Annotated in this window: 14 protein-coding genes; 10 read left to right on the plus strand and 4 right to left on the minus strand. The window is 57.9% G+C overall.

Annotation, left to right across the window (positions count from 1 at the left end; all coding sequences use genetic code 11):
- Window positions 1–83 precede the first annotated feature (83 nt).
- On the plus strand, window positions 84–950 hold the full coding sequence (locus VGE55_RS11260; protein ID WP_331131782.1) for a GntR family transcriptional regulator: 867 nt from the start codon (window positions 84–86) through the stop codon (window positions 948–950).
- 6 nt (window positions 951–956) lie between these two features.
- On the opposite strand, the gene VGE55_RS11265 is transcribed toward VGE55_RS11260, so the two are convergent.
- Window positions 957–1,358 carry an acyl-CoA thioesterase gene (locus tag VGE55_RS11265; protein WP_331131783.1) on the minus strand — a complete coding sequence of 134 codons (402 nt, stop codon included), beginning with the start codon at window positions 1,356–1,358 and terminating at the stop codon, window positions 957–959.
- Window positions 1,359–1,369: 11 nt separating this feature from the next.
- Window positions 1,370–2,185 (minus strand): SDR family oxidoreductase, encoded by an 816-nt coding sequence (locus tag VGE55_RS11270; protein WP_331131784.1) that lies wholly within the window; start codon window positions 2,183–2,185, stop codon window positions 1,370–1,372.
- Window positions 2,186–2,281: 96 nt separating this feature from the next.
- On the opposite strand from VGE55_RS11270, the gene VGE55_RS11275 reads away from it, so the two are divergent.
- The 7 genes from VGE55_RS11275 (at window position 2,282) to VGE55_RS11305 (ending at window position 9,776) form a co-directional block, all read left to right on the plus strand.
- Window positions 2,282–4,123, plus strand: coding sequence for an ABC transporter ATP-binding protein/permease (locus VGE55_RS11275; protein WP_331131785.1), 1,842 nt, complete (start codon window positions 2,282–2,284; stop codon window positions 4,121–4,123).
- Window positions 4,104–5,027 (plus strand): LysR substrate-binding domain-containing protein, encoded by a 924-nt coding sequence (locus VGE55_RS11280; protein ID WP_331131786.1) that lies wholly within the window; start codon window positions 4,104–4,106, stop codon window positions 5,025–5,027. The genes VGE55_RS11275 and VGE55_RS11280 overlap by 20 nt, the downstream gene beginning before the upstream one ends.
- A gap of 114 nt (window positions 5,028–5,141) precedes the next feature.
- Window positions 5,142–6,560 (plus strand): aspartate ammonia-lyase, encoded by a 1,419-nt coding sequence (gene aspA, locus VGE55_RS11285; RefSeq protein WP_331131787.1) that lies wholly within the window; start codon window positions 5,142–5,144, stop codon window positions 6,558–6,560.
- Window positions 6,561–6,613: 53 nt separating this feature from the next.
- Complete coding sequence (locus VGE55_RS11290) at window positions 6,614–7,510, plus strand: amino acid ABC transporter substrate-binding protein (protein WP_331131788.1); 897 nt, start codon at window positions 6,614–6,616, stop codon at window positions 7,508–7,510.
- Between the two features lie 98 nt (window positions 7,511–7,608).
- On the plus strand, window positions 7,609–8,349 hold the full coding sequence (locus tag VGE55_RS11295; protein ID WP_256762866.1) for an amino acid ABC transporter permease: 741 nt from the start codon (window positions 7,609–7,611) through the stop codon (window positions 8,347–8,349).
- Window positions 8,349–9,035, plus strand: a complete 687-nt coding sequence (locus VGE55_RS11300; RefSeq protein ID WP_331131789.1) for an ABC transporter permease subunit — start codon at window positions 8,349–8,351, stop codon at window positions 9,033–9,035. Before VGE55_RS11295 ends, VGE55_RS11300 begins: the two co-directional genes overlap by 1 nt.
- Before the next feature lie 12 nt (window positions 9,036–9,047).
- Complete coding sequence (locus VGE55_RS11305) at window positions 9,048–9,776, plus strand: amino acid ABC transporter ATP-binding protein (protein ID WP_331131790.1); 729 nt, start codon at window positions 9,048–9,050, stop codon at window positions 9,774–9,776.
- A gap of 605 nt (window positions 9,777–10,381) precedes the next feature.
- Here VGE55_RS11305 and VGE55_RS11310 read toward each other — a convergent pair.
- Window positions 10,382–11,182, minus strand: a complete 801-nt coding sequence (locus VGE55_RS11310) for a glycosyltransferase family 2 protein (protein ID WP_331131791.1) — start codon at window positions 11,180–11,182, stop codon at window positions 10,382–10,384.
- An 88-nt stretch (window positions 11,183–11,270) separates the two neighbouring features.
- Here VGE55_RS11310 and waaC point away from each other — a divergent pair, with 88 nt between their 5' ends.
- Window positions 11,271–12,236: a lipopolysaccharide heptosyltransferase I gene (gene waaC, locus VGE55_RS11315; protein ID WP_331131792.1), complete on the plus strand. Its 966-nt coding sequence runs from the start codon at window positions 11,271–11,273 to the stop codon at window positions 12,234–12,236.
- Window positions 12,233–13,573: a 3-deoxy-D-manno-octulosonic acid transferase gene (locus VGE55_RS11320; protein ID WP_331131793.1), complete on the plus strand. Its 1,341-nt coding sequence runs from the start codon at window positions 12,233–12,235 to the stop codon at window positions 13,571–13,573. The genes waaC and VGE55_RS11320 overlap by 4 nt, the downstream gene beginning before the upstream one ends.
- On the opposite strand, the gene VGE55_RS11325 is transcribed toward VGE55_RS11320, so the two are convergent.
- Window positions 13,570–14,952, minus strand: coding sequence for a TolC family outer membrane protein (locus VGE55_RS11325; protein ID WP_331131794.1), 1,383 nt, complete (start codon window positions 14,950–14,952; stop codon window positions 13,570–13,572). The genes VGE55_RS11320 and VGE55_RS11325 overlap by 4 nt on opposite strands.
- Between the last annotated feature and the right edge of the window lies 1 nt (window position 14,953).

A 14,953-nucleotide genomic window follows, 5' to 3' on the forward strand; every position in this document is an offset into this window, starting at 1 on the left:
GTAGGGGGCGGCGAGTGTCGTGTATTGTTTTGAAATGTGTTGTATTATCTGCCCAGTAGTTCTAGCAGCACATGGATGCATTCATGGATTTTGCCCCCGCCCTTGATCCGGCTCAGGCCGGTGATTCCAAGCTCGACCCCAACCAGGTCGTACCGCTTTACCATCAGATTTATCTCATCCTGCGCGAGCAGATCATTGAAGGTCACTACGACACCAAACCCCTGCCGGGCGAGTTGGTGCTGGCCGAGCAATTCAATGTGTCGCGCGTGACCATGCGCCGCGCCCTGCAGGATTTGGTCAAGGAAGGGCTGGTGGCCCGTGGTCGCGGCAAAGGCACCTTCGTGAAACCCCGTTCCGAGGCCCGCAGCCATTCATTGGGCCAAAGCCAGTTGCTCAGCGCCTCGGCCATGCGCCTGCAGGCCAGTGGCGACTCTTCCGACCTGCAACTCATCACCTCCAAACGCATCATCCCGCCGCCCGACATTGCCACACTGTTGCACTTGCCCAGCGACGCGATTGTTGAAAAGTTGATCCGCATTCGTGAGCTGAACGGCCAACCCGTGGCTCACCTCACGAGCTTCATTCCGCAGGACTTGTCGGGCCGCCTGTGCCGCCGCCGTTTGCGGGAATTCCCAATTTTGGTGTTGCTGGAAGAGGCTGGCGTGAAAGTGGCCAAGGCCCGTCAAACCATTTCAGCCCGACTGGCCGATGCCTCGGTGGCCTACGCGCTGGGTGTGCCGGTGGGCGCGCCCTTGCTGGCCATTTCCCGTGTGGCCTACGACGAAACCGGCCGCCCAGTGCAGGTGTTGAAAGGCCTGTACCGCCCCGACCGCTACGACTACCGCATTGAGCTGTCGCGCAAGCAGGTGAAGGGGCAAAGCTCGTGGCAACACGTGAACGAGGTGGAGTTTGCGTTTGAAATGCACCAGCAGGACATGACGCATTTCTGAGCATTTTTACTTCAAAGGCTCGACCGGGCGCGGGTTGCGGTGTTCATCCACCGCCACATAGGTGATGTAAGCCTCGGTCACTTTGGCCACATTGTCGGGTTGCAGGCGGCGCTGCGCATACACCTCCACCCGCACCCGCATCGATGTTCGCCCCACCTTGTCCACATCGGCGTAAAAGCTGCACAGGTCGCCCACAAACACGGGTTCCTTGAAGATGAACTCGTTCACCGCCACCGTGACCACCCGCCCCTTGGCATGGGCGACTGCCGGTACTGAACCGGCCAGGTCAACCTGCGACATGATCCAGCCGCCAAACACATCGCCGGCAGCGTTGGAGTCTTTGGGCATGGGAATCACGCGGATCGTGGGTTCCCGGTCAACGGGCAGCATTGGGGTGGTTGGGTTCATGGTCGTGTCCTTCAGGATTTTGGCCCGCCGTGGTTTTCATCCAGGGCGTTTTTGGCCATCTGGTCAATCATCTGTGGAAAGAATGGCTTTAGCCTCAAGCCCAAACGGGCCTTGCTGGTCATCACCCATTCCCGCTTGCGGTCTTCCATGGCTTGCACCATTTCATCCACGCATTCATCCACGGTCATGGCACCGGTCTCTGTCAGGCCTGAAATGCCCGCCCGCTGCCCTTCGGCATTCAGTCCATTGCGGCGAATCTCCGTGTCCACCACGCCGGGGAAAATACCACACACGTCCACCCCGGTGTCCATCAACTCAATGCGCAGGGCTTCCATGAAGCCACTCATGGCAAATTTGCTGGTGCAATAGGTGGTGCGCGCAGGCACGCCTGTTTTGCCGGCCAAGCTGGAAACGCCCACAATCAAACCATCCCGCACTTTCAAGTGGGGCAGGGCTTTGTGGGTAATCCAGATCATGCTCATCACATTGGTGCGGAACAGTTTTTCGTAGGTGCTGAGGTCGGTGATGTCCTCAAACCAGGCGTGCATGGAAATGCCGGCATTGTTCACCACAATGTCGATGACACCAAACATCTTGATGGTTTCCTCCACCAGTGCTTCGCATTGGGCCTGGTCGCTCACGTCGCAGGCCACCGCGTGGGCGCGGCCACCGTTGGCATTGATGTGTGCTGCCACTTCTTTCAATTTCTCGATTCGACGGGCTGCAATCACCACGGTGTTGCCCGGCCCCAGCCGCTTGGCCAATGCCTCGCCAATGCCTTCCGATGCCCCGGTGATGATGATGACCTTGTCGTTGATCCAGCTCATGTGCGTTGTCCCCTGTGGTGTTTCACCCCGAGCACTGCCAGACCGTGGCCGGTGGTAGCATGGGGTGATGTTTTTTTCTTGCTGAAGAAGTATCGCATGCGCCGACACGCCGCGGGTGACCCCGCCCCCACAGCCCGCCCCCGCAAACGCACCGACTGGGGCACCGTGCAACAACTGTGGCCTTACATGTGGGCCTACAAATGGCGGGTGGTGTTGGCCATTGCCTGCCTGGTGGGGGCCAAGGTGGCCAACGTGGGTGTGCCCCTGGTGCTGAAAAAGCTGATTGATGGTTTAACACCGTTGTTGAACAGTCAGGCCGCTTTGGCCGCCGCCGCCATGCCACTGGCGCTGCTGTTGGCCTATGGTGCCTTGCGCCTGTCCACCACCGTGTTCACCGAGTTGCGTGAATTGCTGTTTGCCCGCGTGACACAAAATGCGGTGCGGGCCATCGCCATTCAGGTGTTCGACTACCTGCATGCGCTCAGCCTGCGCTTCCATTTGAACCGGCAAACCGGTGGGGTAACTCGGGACATTGAACGTGGCTCACGCGCCATTTCCAGCCTGGTGAGCTACACGCTCTACAGCATTTTGCCCACGCTGATTGAAATCGTGTTGGTGGTGGGTTATCTGTTCCTGAATTACGAGATCTGGTTCTCGGTCATCACGGCCACAGCGCTGGTGTTCTACATCGTCTTCACCGTCAAAATCACCGAGTGGCGTTTGCAGTTTCGCCGCAACATGAACGAGCTGGATTCCAAGGCCAATGTGCGCGCAGTCGACTCGCTCATCAATTACGAAACCGTGAAGTACTTCGGCAACGAGCGTTTTGAAAGCGACCGCTACAACAAGTCCATGACCGCTTGGCAGGAGGCGGCGATTGCCTCGCAGAAGTCCCTCTCGTTGCTGAACACTGGGCAAAGCGCCATCATCGCGCTGGCGGTCACCGCCGTGCTGTGGCGCGCAACTTTGGGTGTGCTCAATGGCAGCATGACCCTGGGCGACCTGGTGCTGGTCAATGCCTTCATGATTCAGCTCTACATTCCACTGAATTTTCTCGGCGTCATATACCGGGAAATCAAACAGTCGCTGGCCGACATTGAACGCATGTTTGGCCTGCTGGATGAGCATCAGGAAGTACAGGACAAACCTGGTGCACCCGAATTGAAAGTGCAGGGTGGAGCGATTGAGTTTCGCAACGTGAGCTTTGCCTACGATGAGCGGCGGACCGTTATCAAGGGATTGAGTTTTACTGTACCCGCCGGGCAAACTGTGGCGGTGGTGGGCCACAGTGGTGCGGGCAAATCCACACTGTCCCGCTTGCTGTACCGCTTCTATGAGGTCAGTGAGGGCGATATCCGCATTGACGGGCAGGACATTCGTGAGGTTCAGCAAGTGAGCCTGCGAAAAAGCATCGGCATTGTGCCGCAGGACACGGTGCTCTTCAACGACACCATTGCCTACAACATTGCCTACGGGCGCCCGGGCGCCACGCAAGCCGATGTGGAGCGCGCCGCCAAAGCCGCGCACATTCACCACTTCATTGAAACGCTGCCCGATGGCTACCAAACCCCGGTGGGCGAGCGGGGCCTGAAGCTTTCGGGCGGCGAAAAACAGCGGGTGGCCATTGCCCGTACCATTTTGAAAAATCCGGCCATCCTGATTTTTGACGAGGCCACTTCGGCGCTGGACTCTCACTCCGAGCAGGCCATTCAGCAGGAACTGCGGGAACTCTCTCGCAACCGGACCACACTGATCATCGCGCACCGTTTGTCGACCATTGTGCATGCTGATCAAATTCTGGTGATGAACCAGGGTGAGTTGATTGAGCGTGGCAGCCACCAAGAACTGCTTGACAAAGGGGGCGTGTACGCCCGAATGTGGGCAACTCAACAGCACCAGCAGCTGGAATTGTCCGACGATGGAAACCAAATGGCTTGAAGACTTTATCACCCTGGCGCAGACCAAGAATTTTTCCAAGGCGGCCAACCTGCGGTGTGTGACGCAACCTGCTTTTTCAAGGCGTATTCAGGCCCTGGAAGGCTGGCTGGGTTGTGAGTTGATTGACCGGGGCGCCTACCCCACACGGCTGAGCGCCCAAGGCGAAGTGTTTTATGAACAGGCCTTGGTGATGCTGGAGCAGATTCGGCAAGCCCGCACGGTGGTGCGGGGTGGCGCTGCTCAAAACCGCAAGCAAGTGCGCCTGGTGGTGCCCCACACCTTGGCCTGCAGCAAGGTGCCGCATTGGGTGCAAACCCTGCAGCAGCGGCTGGCCGACCAAGTACGCGACTTAAGTTTCCAATTGACGGCCAGCAATGTGCACGATGCCGTGCTGCACTTCACCGATGGCGCTTGCGACTTTCTGGCCTGTTACCATCACAGCCGGGAGCCCATTGAACTGGACCCCACCCGCTACGAGTACAAGGTGTTGGGCACCGAGCCCTTCATGCCTTTTTCAAAAGTGGGCTCATCCGGTGAGCCTGTGTTTACGCTCAACCATTTGGCCCCGCTCCCCGTGCCTGTACTCAGTTATTCACGCCATGCGTATTTGTCCCGCATGGTGGACATTGCGCTGGCAGCCGGGCCTGTGTTTTTGCAGCAATCGGTGTTTGAAACCGACATGTCCGAAAGCCTGAAAGCCATGTGCGAGGAGGGGGTGGGTGTGGCCTGGTTGCCCGGCAGTGTGGTGGGGCAAAGCACCTGCCTGGCACCCATCGACGGCCCTTACCGCACCGAGATGGAAATCCGCCTGTACCGCCGCAACCCAAAAAACCGTGATGCGGGCGTGGCGCAAGACCACCTGGATTTGGTGTGGCACCTGTGGCCGGATGCGCATTCGGGTTAACCCGGATATGGTCATTCTTATGCAAAAAGTGCATGATCTAATACGCAATATGAATTGGTCACTTCCGTTCTGCGCGTTTAGCATGGCCCGAATTTCAATTCAGGTGAGGTTGACGTGGCGAAAGCAGGTTCTGACGTACGCATCGAAAAAGACCTTCTGGGCGAGAAGAAAATTCCCGCCGATGCCTATTGGGGTGTCCACACCAGCCGCGCGCTCGACAACTATCAAATCACTGGTTTTGCCCTCAGCAACGCGCCAGAGCTGGTGAATGCGCTGGCAGCCGTCAAATGGGCTTGCGCCCGGGCCAATGCCGATCTGGATGTGTTACCCGCCCACCTCGCCGACGCCATCGTCAAAGCCTGCAAGGAAATCCGCCAAGGCAAGCTGCACGACCAGTTCGTGGTCGATGTCATCCAAGGCGGTGCTGGCACCTCCACCAACATGAATGCCAACGAGGTGATTGCCAACCGGGCCATTGAAATTCTTGGGGGGCAAAAAGGCGACTACAAACTGCTGCACCCCATTGAGCATGTGAATGCCTCCCAAAGCACCAACGATGTGTACCCCACTGCGGTCAAGTTGGGCCTGATTACGGCCTTGGCCAGCCTGCTGGATGCCATGGAAGAATTGCGGGATGCTTTTGGCGAAAAGGCCTTTGAGTTCCGGAAAATCCTGAAGATTGGCCGCACCCAACTGCAAGATGCGGTGCCCATGACCCTGGGGCAAGAGTTCTCCACCTTTTCAACCATGCTGACCGAGGACATGGCGCGGGTGAAGGAAGCGACCAGCCTGATCCAGGAAATCAACCTGGGAGCAACCGCCATTGGCACGGGCATCAACACCGACCCCGAATACGCAGCGCGCGCCCGCCACTATCTTGAGGAAATTACCCAGCTGGGTTTGATCACCGCTGAAAACCTGGTGGAAGCAACGCAAGACACGGGCGCTTTTGTGCAGCTGTCCGGTGTGCTGAAACGCGTGGCTGTGAAGTTGTCCAAAACCTGCAACGATTTGCGTTTGCTGTCTTCCGGGCCTCAAGCGGGTTTGAATGAAATCAACCTGCCGCCCCGTGCTGCAGGTTCTTCCATCATGCCGGGCAAGGTCAACCCCGTGATTCCCGAAGTGGTGAACCAGGTGGCTTTCGAGGTGATTGGCAACGACATCACGGTGACCATGGCTTCTGAAGCAGGGCAACTCCAGTTGAACGCCTTTGAGCCCATCATTGCCTGGAGCCTGTTCAAGAGCATTCACCACCTGACCGCTGCTTGCCGTACCCTCACCAAGAATTGCGTATTAGGGATTTCCGCAAATGAGTCGCTTTTGCGGTCTCGGGTGGAAGAATCGGCCAGCCTGGCAACATCCCTAAACCCTTACATCGGCTATGATCAAGCTTCTGAGATTGCAAAAACTGCTTTGAAAACAGGCCGAAAAGTGGCCGATCTGGTGCTTGAAAAGGGTTTGCTGTCCGAGCAGCAGTTAACAGAAATACTCAGGCCCGAGGTGCTCACGCAGCCCCGGAGAATAAAACTGTAGTCCATCCCGTGGGGTGCTTGCGCCCTGTGTGTTATTTCAATCTAGGAGCAAAAATGAAGAGGAATATTCTTGCAGCCGCGCTGGCCCTGGCCTGCGCAACCGCTATTCAGCCTGCAGTGGCCCAAGACACGGGTACCCTGAAAAAAATCGCAGAAACCAAAACATTGACCATTGGTTACCGCGAATCCTCCGTGCCCTTTTCCTACCTGGACAACAACCAGAAGCCCATCGGTTATTCCATGGACCTGTGCTGGAAAGTGGTCGACGCAGTGAAAGCCAAGATGAAAATGCCCGACCTGAAGGTCGAACTGCAACCCGTGACATCGGCCAACCGCATTCCCCTGCTGCAAAACGGCACCATCGACATGGAATGCGGCTCCACCACCAACTCGGTGAAGCGCCAGGAACAAGTGGCCTTTGGCAACACCACCTTTGTGACCAACGTGAAAGTGGTGGTCAAGAAGAGCAGTGGCATCAAGTCGCTGGCAGACCTGGATGGCCAGCCCATTGCAACCACCTCCGGTACCACCTCTGTGCAGTTGATCAAGCAGCACGAGAAAGGCGCCAACATCAACTTCAAGGAAATCTACGGCAAAGACCATGCTGAAAGCTTCCTGCTGGTGGCCAACGACCGCGCCAAAGCCTTCGTGATGGACGACATTCTGATTGCCGGTTTGGTGGCCAACAGCCCCAACCCCGGTGAATTCATGTTCCTGCCGGAAGTGCTGCGCACGGAGCCTTACGGCATCATGCTGCGCAAGGACGATGCCCCCTTCAAGGCCGTGGTGGACACAACCCTCAACGGCTTGATGAAGTCTGGTGAAGTAAACAAGCTCTATACCAAGTGGTTCCAGTCCAACATTCCACCCAAAAACGTCAACTTGAACTTCCCGATGTCGCCTGAACTGAAAGCGGCCATCGCGAACCCCAACGACAAGGGCGTGGAATAAGCGTTCGGCAAGTAACAAGGCCGGCTGCGTTTCGGTGAAGCGCGGGCCGGCCTTTTTGATATCGACTGACCGGGTTGCATGCTCGGGAGAGACAAATCATGACAAACCATCTGAATTGGCTGCTGTTTTTCCAGCCGATTGTTGACGGCGAAGACACGGTCTGGTGGGAGATGCTGTTCTCCGGCCTGCTGTGGACTTTGGCCACCTCGGCCGTGGCGGCCGTGATTGCATTCACGGTGGGCTCGCTCATGGGCGTGTTACGGACCACCTCGCACAAAGGCTTGTCCTTCATCGGCAATGCCTATGTGGAAATTTTCCGGAACGTGCCGCTTATTGTGCAGTTCTTCATCTGGTATTTCGTCATTCCAGAATTCATTCCCCCGCTCAAACAATGGTCCATCAATCAGGACCCGACCGAGGTGCAGTTCATCACCTCCGTGGTGTGCCTGGGTTTGTTCACCGCGTCGCGCGTGGCCGAGCAGGTGAAGTCCGGTATTTTGTCGCTGTCGCGCGGGCAGCGGGCGGCGGGCTATGCCTTGGGTTTTACCGAAGCACAAACCTACCGCTACGTGCTGCTGCCCATGGCGTATCGCATCATCGTGCCACCCATGACCTCTGAGGCGATGAACCTCATCAAGAACTCGTCGGTGGCCCTCACCATTGGTTTGACCGAGCTCACTTTCCGCACCAAGGAAATGGGCGAAAACACCTTCGCGTTTTTTGAGGCCTACATTGCGGCCACAGTGCTGTACGTGATTGTGGCGATGTCGGTGAACCGCATCATGGCGCTGGTTGAACGGCGCACGGCAGTGCCGGGTTACATCGCAGGGGGCAAATAATGAACAGTCTCGACTTCAGCGCGATCAGCACCTCGCTGCCCTACCTCATGGGCGGCCTGGGCTACACCGTTCAGCTCACCGTGATTGCTTGCCTGGGTGGTATTTTCTTTGGCACCTTGCTGGCTTTGGCCCGCTTGTCCAGCATCAAGTTGCTGAGCAATGTGGCTGCTGGATACGTCAACCTGATGCGCTCCATTCCGCTGATTCTGGTGATCTTCTGGTTTTATTTCCTGGTGCCTCTGGTGTTGCAGGCCATCACCGGGGCCGAGCGTCCACCACAAATTGGTGCAGACCGCTCGGCCTACATCACCTTCATCATGTTTGAAGCCGCATTTTTCTGTGAAATCATGCGGGCGGGTATTCAGAGCATTCCAAAGGGCCAGATTGGTGCCTCTTACGCGTTGGGTTTGACCTACGGCCAGACCATGCGCTTGGTGGTGCTGCCGCAGGCTTTCCGAAACATGCTGCCGGTGCTGCTGACCCAAACCATTATTTTGTTCCAGGACACCTCGCTGGTGTATGTGTTGTCGGTGACCGATTTCCTCGGTGCCGCTTCCAAAATTGCCCAGCGCGACAGTCGCCTCGTGGAAATGTATTCCTTCGTGGCGGTGGTGTACCTGGTGATTTGCTTCACGCTCTCGATGACCGTGAAAGCTCTCCAAAAGAAAACCCAAATTATCCGATAGCAGGAGCGCGCTGTGATTGATATTTCCAACGTCAACAAGTGGTACGGCAATTTTCAGGTGCTCACCGATTGCACAACCTCGGTCAAAAAAGGTGAAGTGGTCGTGGTGTGTGGCCCGTCTGGTTCAGGCAAGTCCACGCTGATCAAATGCGTGAACATGCTGGAGCCCTTCCAGAAAGGCACCATCACCGTGGATGGTATTTCCGTAGGTGACAAAGGCACCGACCTGCCGAAACTGCGGTCCCGCGTGGGCATGGTGTTTCAGCACTTTGAGCTGTTTCCCCACCTCACCATCACCGACAACCTCACCCTGGCCCAAATCAAGGTGCTGGGCCGTTCAAAAGACGAAGCCATGGCCAAGGGCCTGGGCTTGCTGGACCGTGTGGGTTTGAAAGCCCACGCCCACAAGTTTCCCGGGCAATTGTCCGGCGGTCAGCAGCAGCGCGTGGCCATCGCCCGCGCGCTGTCGATGGACCCCATCTGCATGCTGTTCGACGAGCCCACCTCTGCACTGGATCCCGAAATGATCAATGAAGTGCTGGACGTGATGGTTGAGCTGGCCCAGGAAGGCATGACCATGATGTGTGTGACCCACGAAATGGGCTTTGCCCGCAAAGTGGCTGATCGTGTGATTTTCATGGACAAGGGCAATATTGTGGAAGATTGCACCAAGGATGACTTCTTTGGTACGCCCCGTTCAGAGCGGGCGCAGCAATTCCTGTCCAAAATTCTCAATCACTGATTGCGGGTTTTGGTGCGTGATGGAACGCCTCGGTTCGCCGGGGCGTTTTTGTTTTGTTGGGTTCAATTCAGACTCTTAACATTGAATGCGCCCTGGCACTGCGCGCTCCCCCCTTGGCGACGGTCCATTGGTGTTTCCCTCGCTGAGCCTCACGATCGCTGAGGTCGACCCTCCAAAAAACACGGTCGGGAATCGACCTCTGAACTGACTGTTGGTCAGTTCACCGCGCCTGTTTGGCACGCTCGGGCCAATGGCCCTGACTGTCGCTGCAAGGGAGGTGAACCGCGCAGGCCGCTGAGCCGACTCCACCCACATGCTCGGTGCTATGCCCTCAGCAATACCGGTATGCCCGGCGCCGAACAGTCAGCCCCCCGATCGGTTTGACCCGCAAAGCATTCGAACACACGGACCGAGATGTTTGAGCGCCATCGGCGCGAGTTATCGGGACGGTTCGAAGGCGCGGGGCAACCTTTACATTCGGGGGGCGTTCGGACCGGGCTGCCGGTGTTGCTGGGGGCTGAAAAAGGCACGGGCGACCGGTGTTGCGAAGGGGCAATAAACAAGCACGTGCTACGGGTGTTGCTGTAGGCTGAAAAAGGCACGTGCTACCGCTGCCGATCCATCAATTCCCGCGCCTTGGCATATTTCACAAAGCTGTTGAAACACCCAATCACGATGTGCACAAACCCGGGCCATCCGTCCAGAAACCCGCGCCGCACAACATAAAACTTGATGAACCGCACCACCGGTGACAGCACCAGCTTCGCAAACCCCGGCCGTTTACCGCGGGCTGCCAACTGTTCAGCCTGAATGGTGGTGTAGCGGTTTTGCTTGGCCAGGTAGCTTTGCAGTGTTTCTGCCGACTCATGGAGCAAGTCGCCCTGCAGTCGTTTAACGGCCAAACCGCCCTGTACTTCTACTTTTTCATGCACGGCATCGTTGCTCCAGCCAGCCCGCGCACGGTGAAACAGTCGCCGGGACAAATCGGGATAGCCTTCCCCGTGGCGCAGGTAACGGCCCATGAAAAAATTGCAGCGCGGCATATCAAAAGCAGCCACATTCCGCAAATCAGGCTCAGGTGTTGAGCCCGAAAAAAGACGTTGAATGCTGACCATCAATTCGGGGCTGACCCGTTCATCCGCATCCAGACACAGAACCCAGTCAAACTGCGCTTGCGCCACTGCAAATTGCTTTTGTGGGCCAAAGCCCAGCCATTCCTTGAACACCACGCGTGCGCCGTATTGCTGCGCCAATGCAACGGTATTGTCAGTGCTGCCCGAATCCACCACCACAATGTCCTGACAAAAAGCCACGCTGCGCAACGCGGCTTCCAGTTGGGAGGCTGCATTCAAGGTAATAAACACGGCCGACAGGGGCAGCGTTGGGGTGGCAGGTGGATTGGACATCAAATTTTCGATCCTTGTGATCTGGTGCGCGACGTACAGGAAAGGTTCTGCTTACAATGGTGCATTCCAATCCCACGCCCTGCGCTAGATGAAGCGTATCTTAATTGTTAAAACCACGTCCATGGGCGATGTCATTCACGCCCTGCCGGTTTTGCATGACCTCAAACACCACAACCCCGGGCTTGCCATCGACTGGATGGTGGAAGCGCCTTTTGCCGACTTGGTGAAAGCCAACTCACTGGTGCACCGCGTGGTGCCTGTGCAGTTGCGGGTGTGGCGCAAGCAGGGGTTGAAGCACTTGTGGATGCAGTGGAAGGCCTTGCGCAGCAGTTTGGCCGACACCGATTACGATGCTGTGATTGATTTGCAAGGCTTGTTCAAAAGCGCGCTGCTGGCCTGTGCGGCCAAAGGGCCGCGCATGGGGCCCGGTTTTGGGTATGCCAAGGAAGGGCTGGCCGCGTTGTTTTATTCCCGCCGTGCGGGATGGGACCCGCAAGCGCATGCAGTGGAACGTCTGCGTGAGCTGGCCGCCGGTTTGCTGGGCTACCGCTTGCAAGGTCCGCCGGTTTTCTATTCCAGCCGCCCGGGCAAGCAAGTGCCTACCATTCCAAAGGGCGGTGAAATCTGGTTTTTGCATGCCACGGCGCGCGATGAAAAAAAGTGGCCACTGGTGCAGTGGCGTGAGCTGGCCCATCGGTTTTCCGACTTGGGGTATCGAATTTGTTTGCCTTGGGGCTCCGACGCTGAGCAGCAGCAGGCCCAGGCCATTGCTGACCGAATCGACCATGTGGAGGTATTGCCCCGTATGAACCTGGCGCAACTGAGTGAGCGCATGCAGCAGGCCCACCTGGTGATTGGGGTGGACACGGGGCTGACCCATTTGGCGGCCGCGCATTACTTGCCCCTGGTGGCCTTGTTTTTTGCGACACCCGCATGGCGATTTGCGCCGCGCTTTAATCCCCATGCCATCAGTTTGGGCGATGTGGGCCGCGTGCCTGCGGTGGGCGAGGTGTTCGAGGCGGCCAGTCGACTCATTCGGGGCAACAAGCTGTGATCGCGTCCAACGCCGTGCGTGGCTTTTATACCCTCCTGCTGGCCTTGGCGCAGCCGCTGCTGGCTGTGTATTTGTTGAAACGTGCAGCCCGGCAGCCGGAGTATCGCGCTGCATGGGCTCAGCGTTTTCTGGCTGCAGTGCCAGTGTGTGCTGCCGTGTCCAAGGGGCAGCGGCGCCAGTGGGTGCATGCCGTGTCGGTGGGTGAAGCCCATGCCATTTCCCCATTGGTGAAGCATTGGGCCAAGGTGTACCCGGATGATGTCTGGGTGATTTCATGCACAACCCCCACTGGGCTGGCCACCTGCAAAGCCTTGTATGCGGACTTGAAGGGTGTGGTGTTTTGCTACCTGCCCTATGATTTGCCCTGGCTAATGTCCCGTTGCATGGCGCGCCTGAATGCCACTGCGCTGTGGCTGGTGGAAACCGAATTGTGGCCGAACCTGTTGGCGGTTGCCCGCCGGCGCGGTTTGCCGGTGGCTTTGTTGAATGCGCGCATTTCGCCCACCACCGGCAAACGCCTGAAGCAGTTGTCGCTGTTGAGCAAACCCGCCATTCAGGGTTTGCACACGGTGGTGTGCCAAACCGCTGCCGATGCGGCGGTATTTGAGTCGCTGGGCCGTCCGGTGGATGCCATTTGCGGCAATTTGAAATTCGATGTGGGCCTACGGCCCGAGTTGGCGGCTGTGGGGCGGCAGTGGCGGCAGGTGGCGCAGGGCAGCCCTGTGCTGTTGTTTGCCAGCAGTCGAGAGGGTGAAGAGCCTTTGTTGCTGGATGCCCTGTTGCGAACCCAGTTTTTCAAGCGCATGCCGCAGGCGGCAGTCTGGATTGTGCCGCGTCACCCTCAACGCACAGACGAGGTGTTCGAGCTGATGGTGCAGGCGGCCACGCGTCTGGGCGTGGCCAGGCCTGTGCGCCGCAGCCAGTGGGGCACACAGGCCGACGTTGCCTTGTCCCCCAAGGGCACCGAGGGGCGTGGGCAAATTCGACTGGTGCTGGGCGACAGCATGGGCGAAATGCCGGCTTACTATTCTTTGGCGGACATGGCTTTGCTGGGGGGCTCATGGCTTGAGCTTGGCGGGCAAAACCTCATCGAGGCCTGTGCCTATGGTTGCCCGGTGTGGATGGGACCACACACCTTTAACTTCAAGAAGGCTGCCGAGGATGCATTGGCCGCTGGCGCAGCACGGCGTTTTGAGTCGCTTCAGGCTGCTTGCGAGGCATTCATGGACAAACAGTTTGACCTGGACGCCATGAAGAAGTCTGCTTTTTCATATGCCCGCAGCCATCGGGGTGCAACACTGACCACGTTCAATGTCTTGAACGCCCGGCTGGGTTAAAGGCCATTGTTGACCAGCAAGGCATTGATTCGATCAACACTCTGCACATTGAGCGCGCCCACGGCGGCCTGCAATTCCAGCATGCTCACCAGTGCGTTGTAGCGCGCCTTGGCCAGGTCCCGCTGGGTGGCATTGAGCTGCTGTTGGGCGTTCAGCACATCGATGTTGATGCGCACACCCACTTCATAGCCGGTTTTGTTGGCTTTCAAGGCCAGCTCACTGGACTTGACCGCAGTTTCCAATGCAGCGACTTGCGCCAAGCCCGTGTTCACTGCCAGGAATGCCGCCTTGGCGCCCTGAGTGGCACCCCGGTTGGCTTGTTCAACCTGGTTCAGTGACTTGTCCAGCAGCGATGCCTGTTGCCGAACCTTGCTCTGGGTGGCGCCACCACTGAAGATGGGAACGGTCACGGCCAAGGTGAGTGTTTTGTTGTCCACATCGATGCTGAACGGGCGACCGCTTGCTGCATCGAAAATCTGTTGGCTGGTGTTGACCACTTGGGCATTCAAGTCCACGGTGGGCAGATGGCCGTCGCGTGCCTTTTTCACTTCGCGCTTGGCGATGATTTGTGCCAGCCGCGCTTGCTGAACATCCAGGTTGCTGGCTTGAGCCCGGTCGGCCCAAATGTCCGCATTCATCGGCTCTACACCTTGCAAGGTCACATCGGGCGACAAGCGGGCCAGCAACTGCACCGGTTCGCCCACAATGTTTTCCAGCGCCAGGGTGCGCACATCCAGCTGATTGCGCGCGGCAAGCTCTTGCGCCACGATGAGATCGTACCGGGCTTGTGCTTCTTGTTGATCGGTGATGGTGGCGGTGCCTACCTCGAAATTGCGTTTGGCGAAGGCCAGTTGCTCGGTGGTGGCCGCTTTTTGCGCTTGAAGGTTATTCAGGTCGTCTTGCGCCGCCAGCACATCGAAATAGGCTTTGGAAACACGCAGGATGAGGTCTTGTTCAGCCTTGTTCAGGGCCAGTTTGGCGATTTCACCACTCAGCTGGCTTTGTTTGTAGCTTTCCCAGGCTTGCGGTCGAAACAAGGCCTGGCTCAGGTTCAGGGCGTAGGTTTTGGGATTGTCCGAGCTGGACACCGAGAAGCCGCGCAGGCTGCTGGTGGTGTCCACTTTTTGCAATTGGGCGCTGGCATTCAGGTTGGGCAGCAAGGCGCCCCTGGCCTGGTTTTCCAGCTCCAGGTCGGCCTGGGTTTGGGCTTGTGCGGCCAGGTAAACCGGGTCGCGCAGTTTGGCCAGCCGCACCAGCGAGGCCAGGTCACGCACCTGGGCCAATGCCGGGCTGGCGCAGGCCATGCACGCGGCTGCAACAAAAGCCAGGCCGAAGCGCCGGGCCGCCAGGTTCAAACCACAATCCAGCAGGCGGCGCATG

This window comes from Limnobacter sp. (assembly GCF_036405155.1).
GTDB lineage: Bacteria > Pseudomonadota > Gammaproteobacteria > Burkholderiales > Burkholderiaceae_B > Limnobacter.

What these genes read in the sequence shown, in the direction of transcription:
- VGE55_RS11265 (WP_331131783.1), bottom strand. Translation starts at nt 1,358, where the DNA reads ATGAACCCAACCACCCCAATGCTGCCCGTTGACCGGGAACCCACGATC.
- VGE55_RS11310 (WP_331131791.1), bottom strand. Translation starts at nt 11,182, where the DNA reads ATGTCCAATCCACCTGCCACCCCAACGCTGCCCCTGTCGGCCGTGTTT.
- waaC (WP_331131792.1), top strand. Translation starts at nt 11,271, where the DNA reads ATGAAGCGTATCTTAATTGTTAAAACCACGTCCATGGGCGATGTCATT.
- VGE55_RS11270 (WP_331131784.1), bottom strand. Translation starts at nt 2,185, where the DNA reads ATGAGCTGGATCAACGACAAGGTCATCATCATCACCGGGGCATCGGAA.
- VGE55_RS11280 (WP_331131786.1), top strand. Translation starts at nt 4,104, where the DNA reads ATGGAAACCAAATGGCTTGAAGACTTTATCACCCTGGCGCAGACCAAG.
- VGE55_RS11260 (WP_331131782.1), top strand. Translation starts at nt 84, where the DNA reads ATGGATTTTGCCCCCGCCCTTGATCCGGCTCAGGCCGGTGATTCCAAG.
- VGE55_RS11300 (WP_331131789.1), top strand. Translation starts at nt 8,349, where the DNA reads ATGAACAGTCTCGACTTCAGCGCGATCAGCACCTCGCTGCCCTACCTC.
- VGE55_RS11290 (WP_331131788.1), top strand. Translation starts at nt 6,614, where the DNA reads ATGAAGAGGAATATTCTTGCAGCCGCGCTGGCCCTGGCCTGCGCAACC.
- VGE55_RS11325 (WP_331131794.1), bottom strand. Translation starts at nt 14,952, where the DNA reads ATGCGCCGCCTGCTGGATTGTGGTTTGAACCTGGCGGCCCGGCGCTTC.
- VGE55_RS11295 (WP_256762866.1), top strand. Translation starts at nt 7,609, where the DNA reads ATGACAAACCATCTGAATTGGCTGCTGTTTTTCCAGCCGATTGTTGAC.
- VGE55_RS11275 (WP_331131785.1), top strand. Translation starts at nt 2,282, where the DNA reads ATGCGCCGACACGCCGCGGGTGACCCCGCCCCCACAGCCCGCCCCCGC.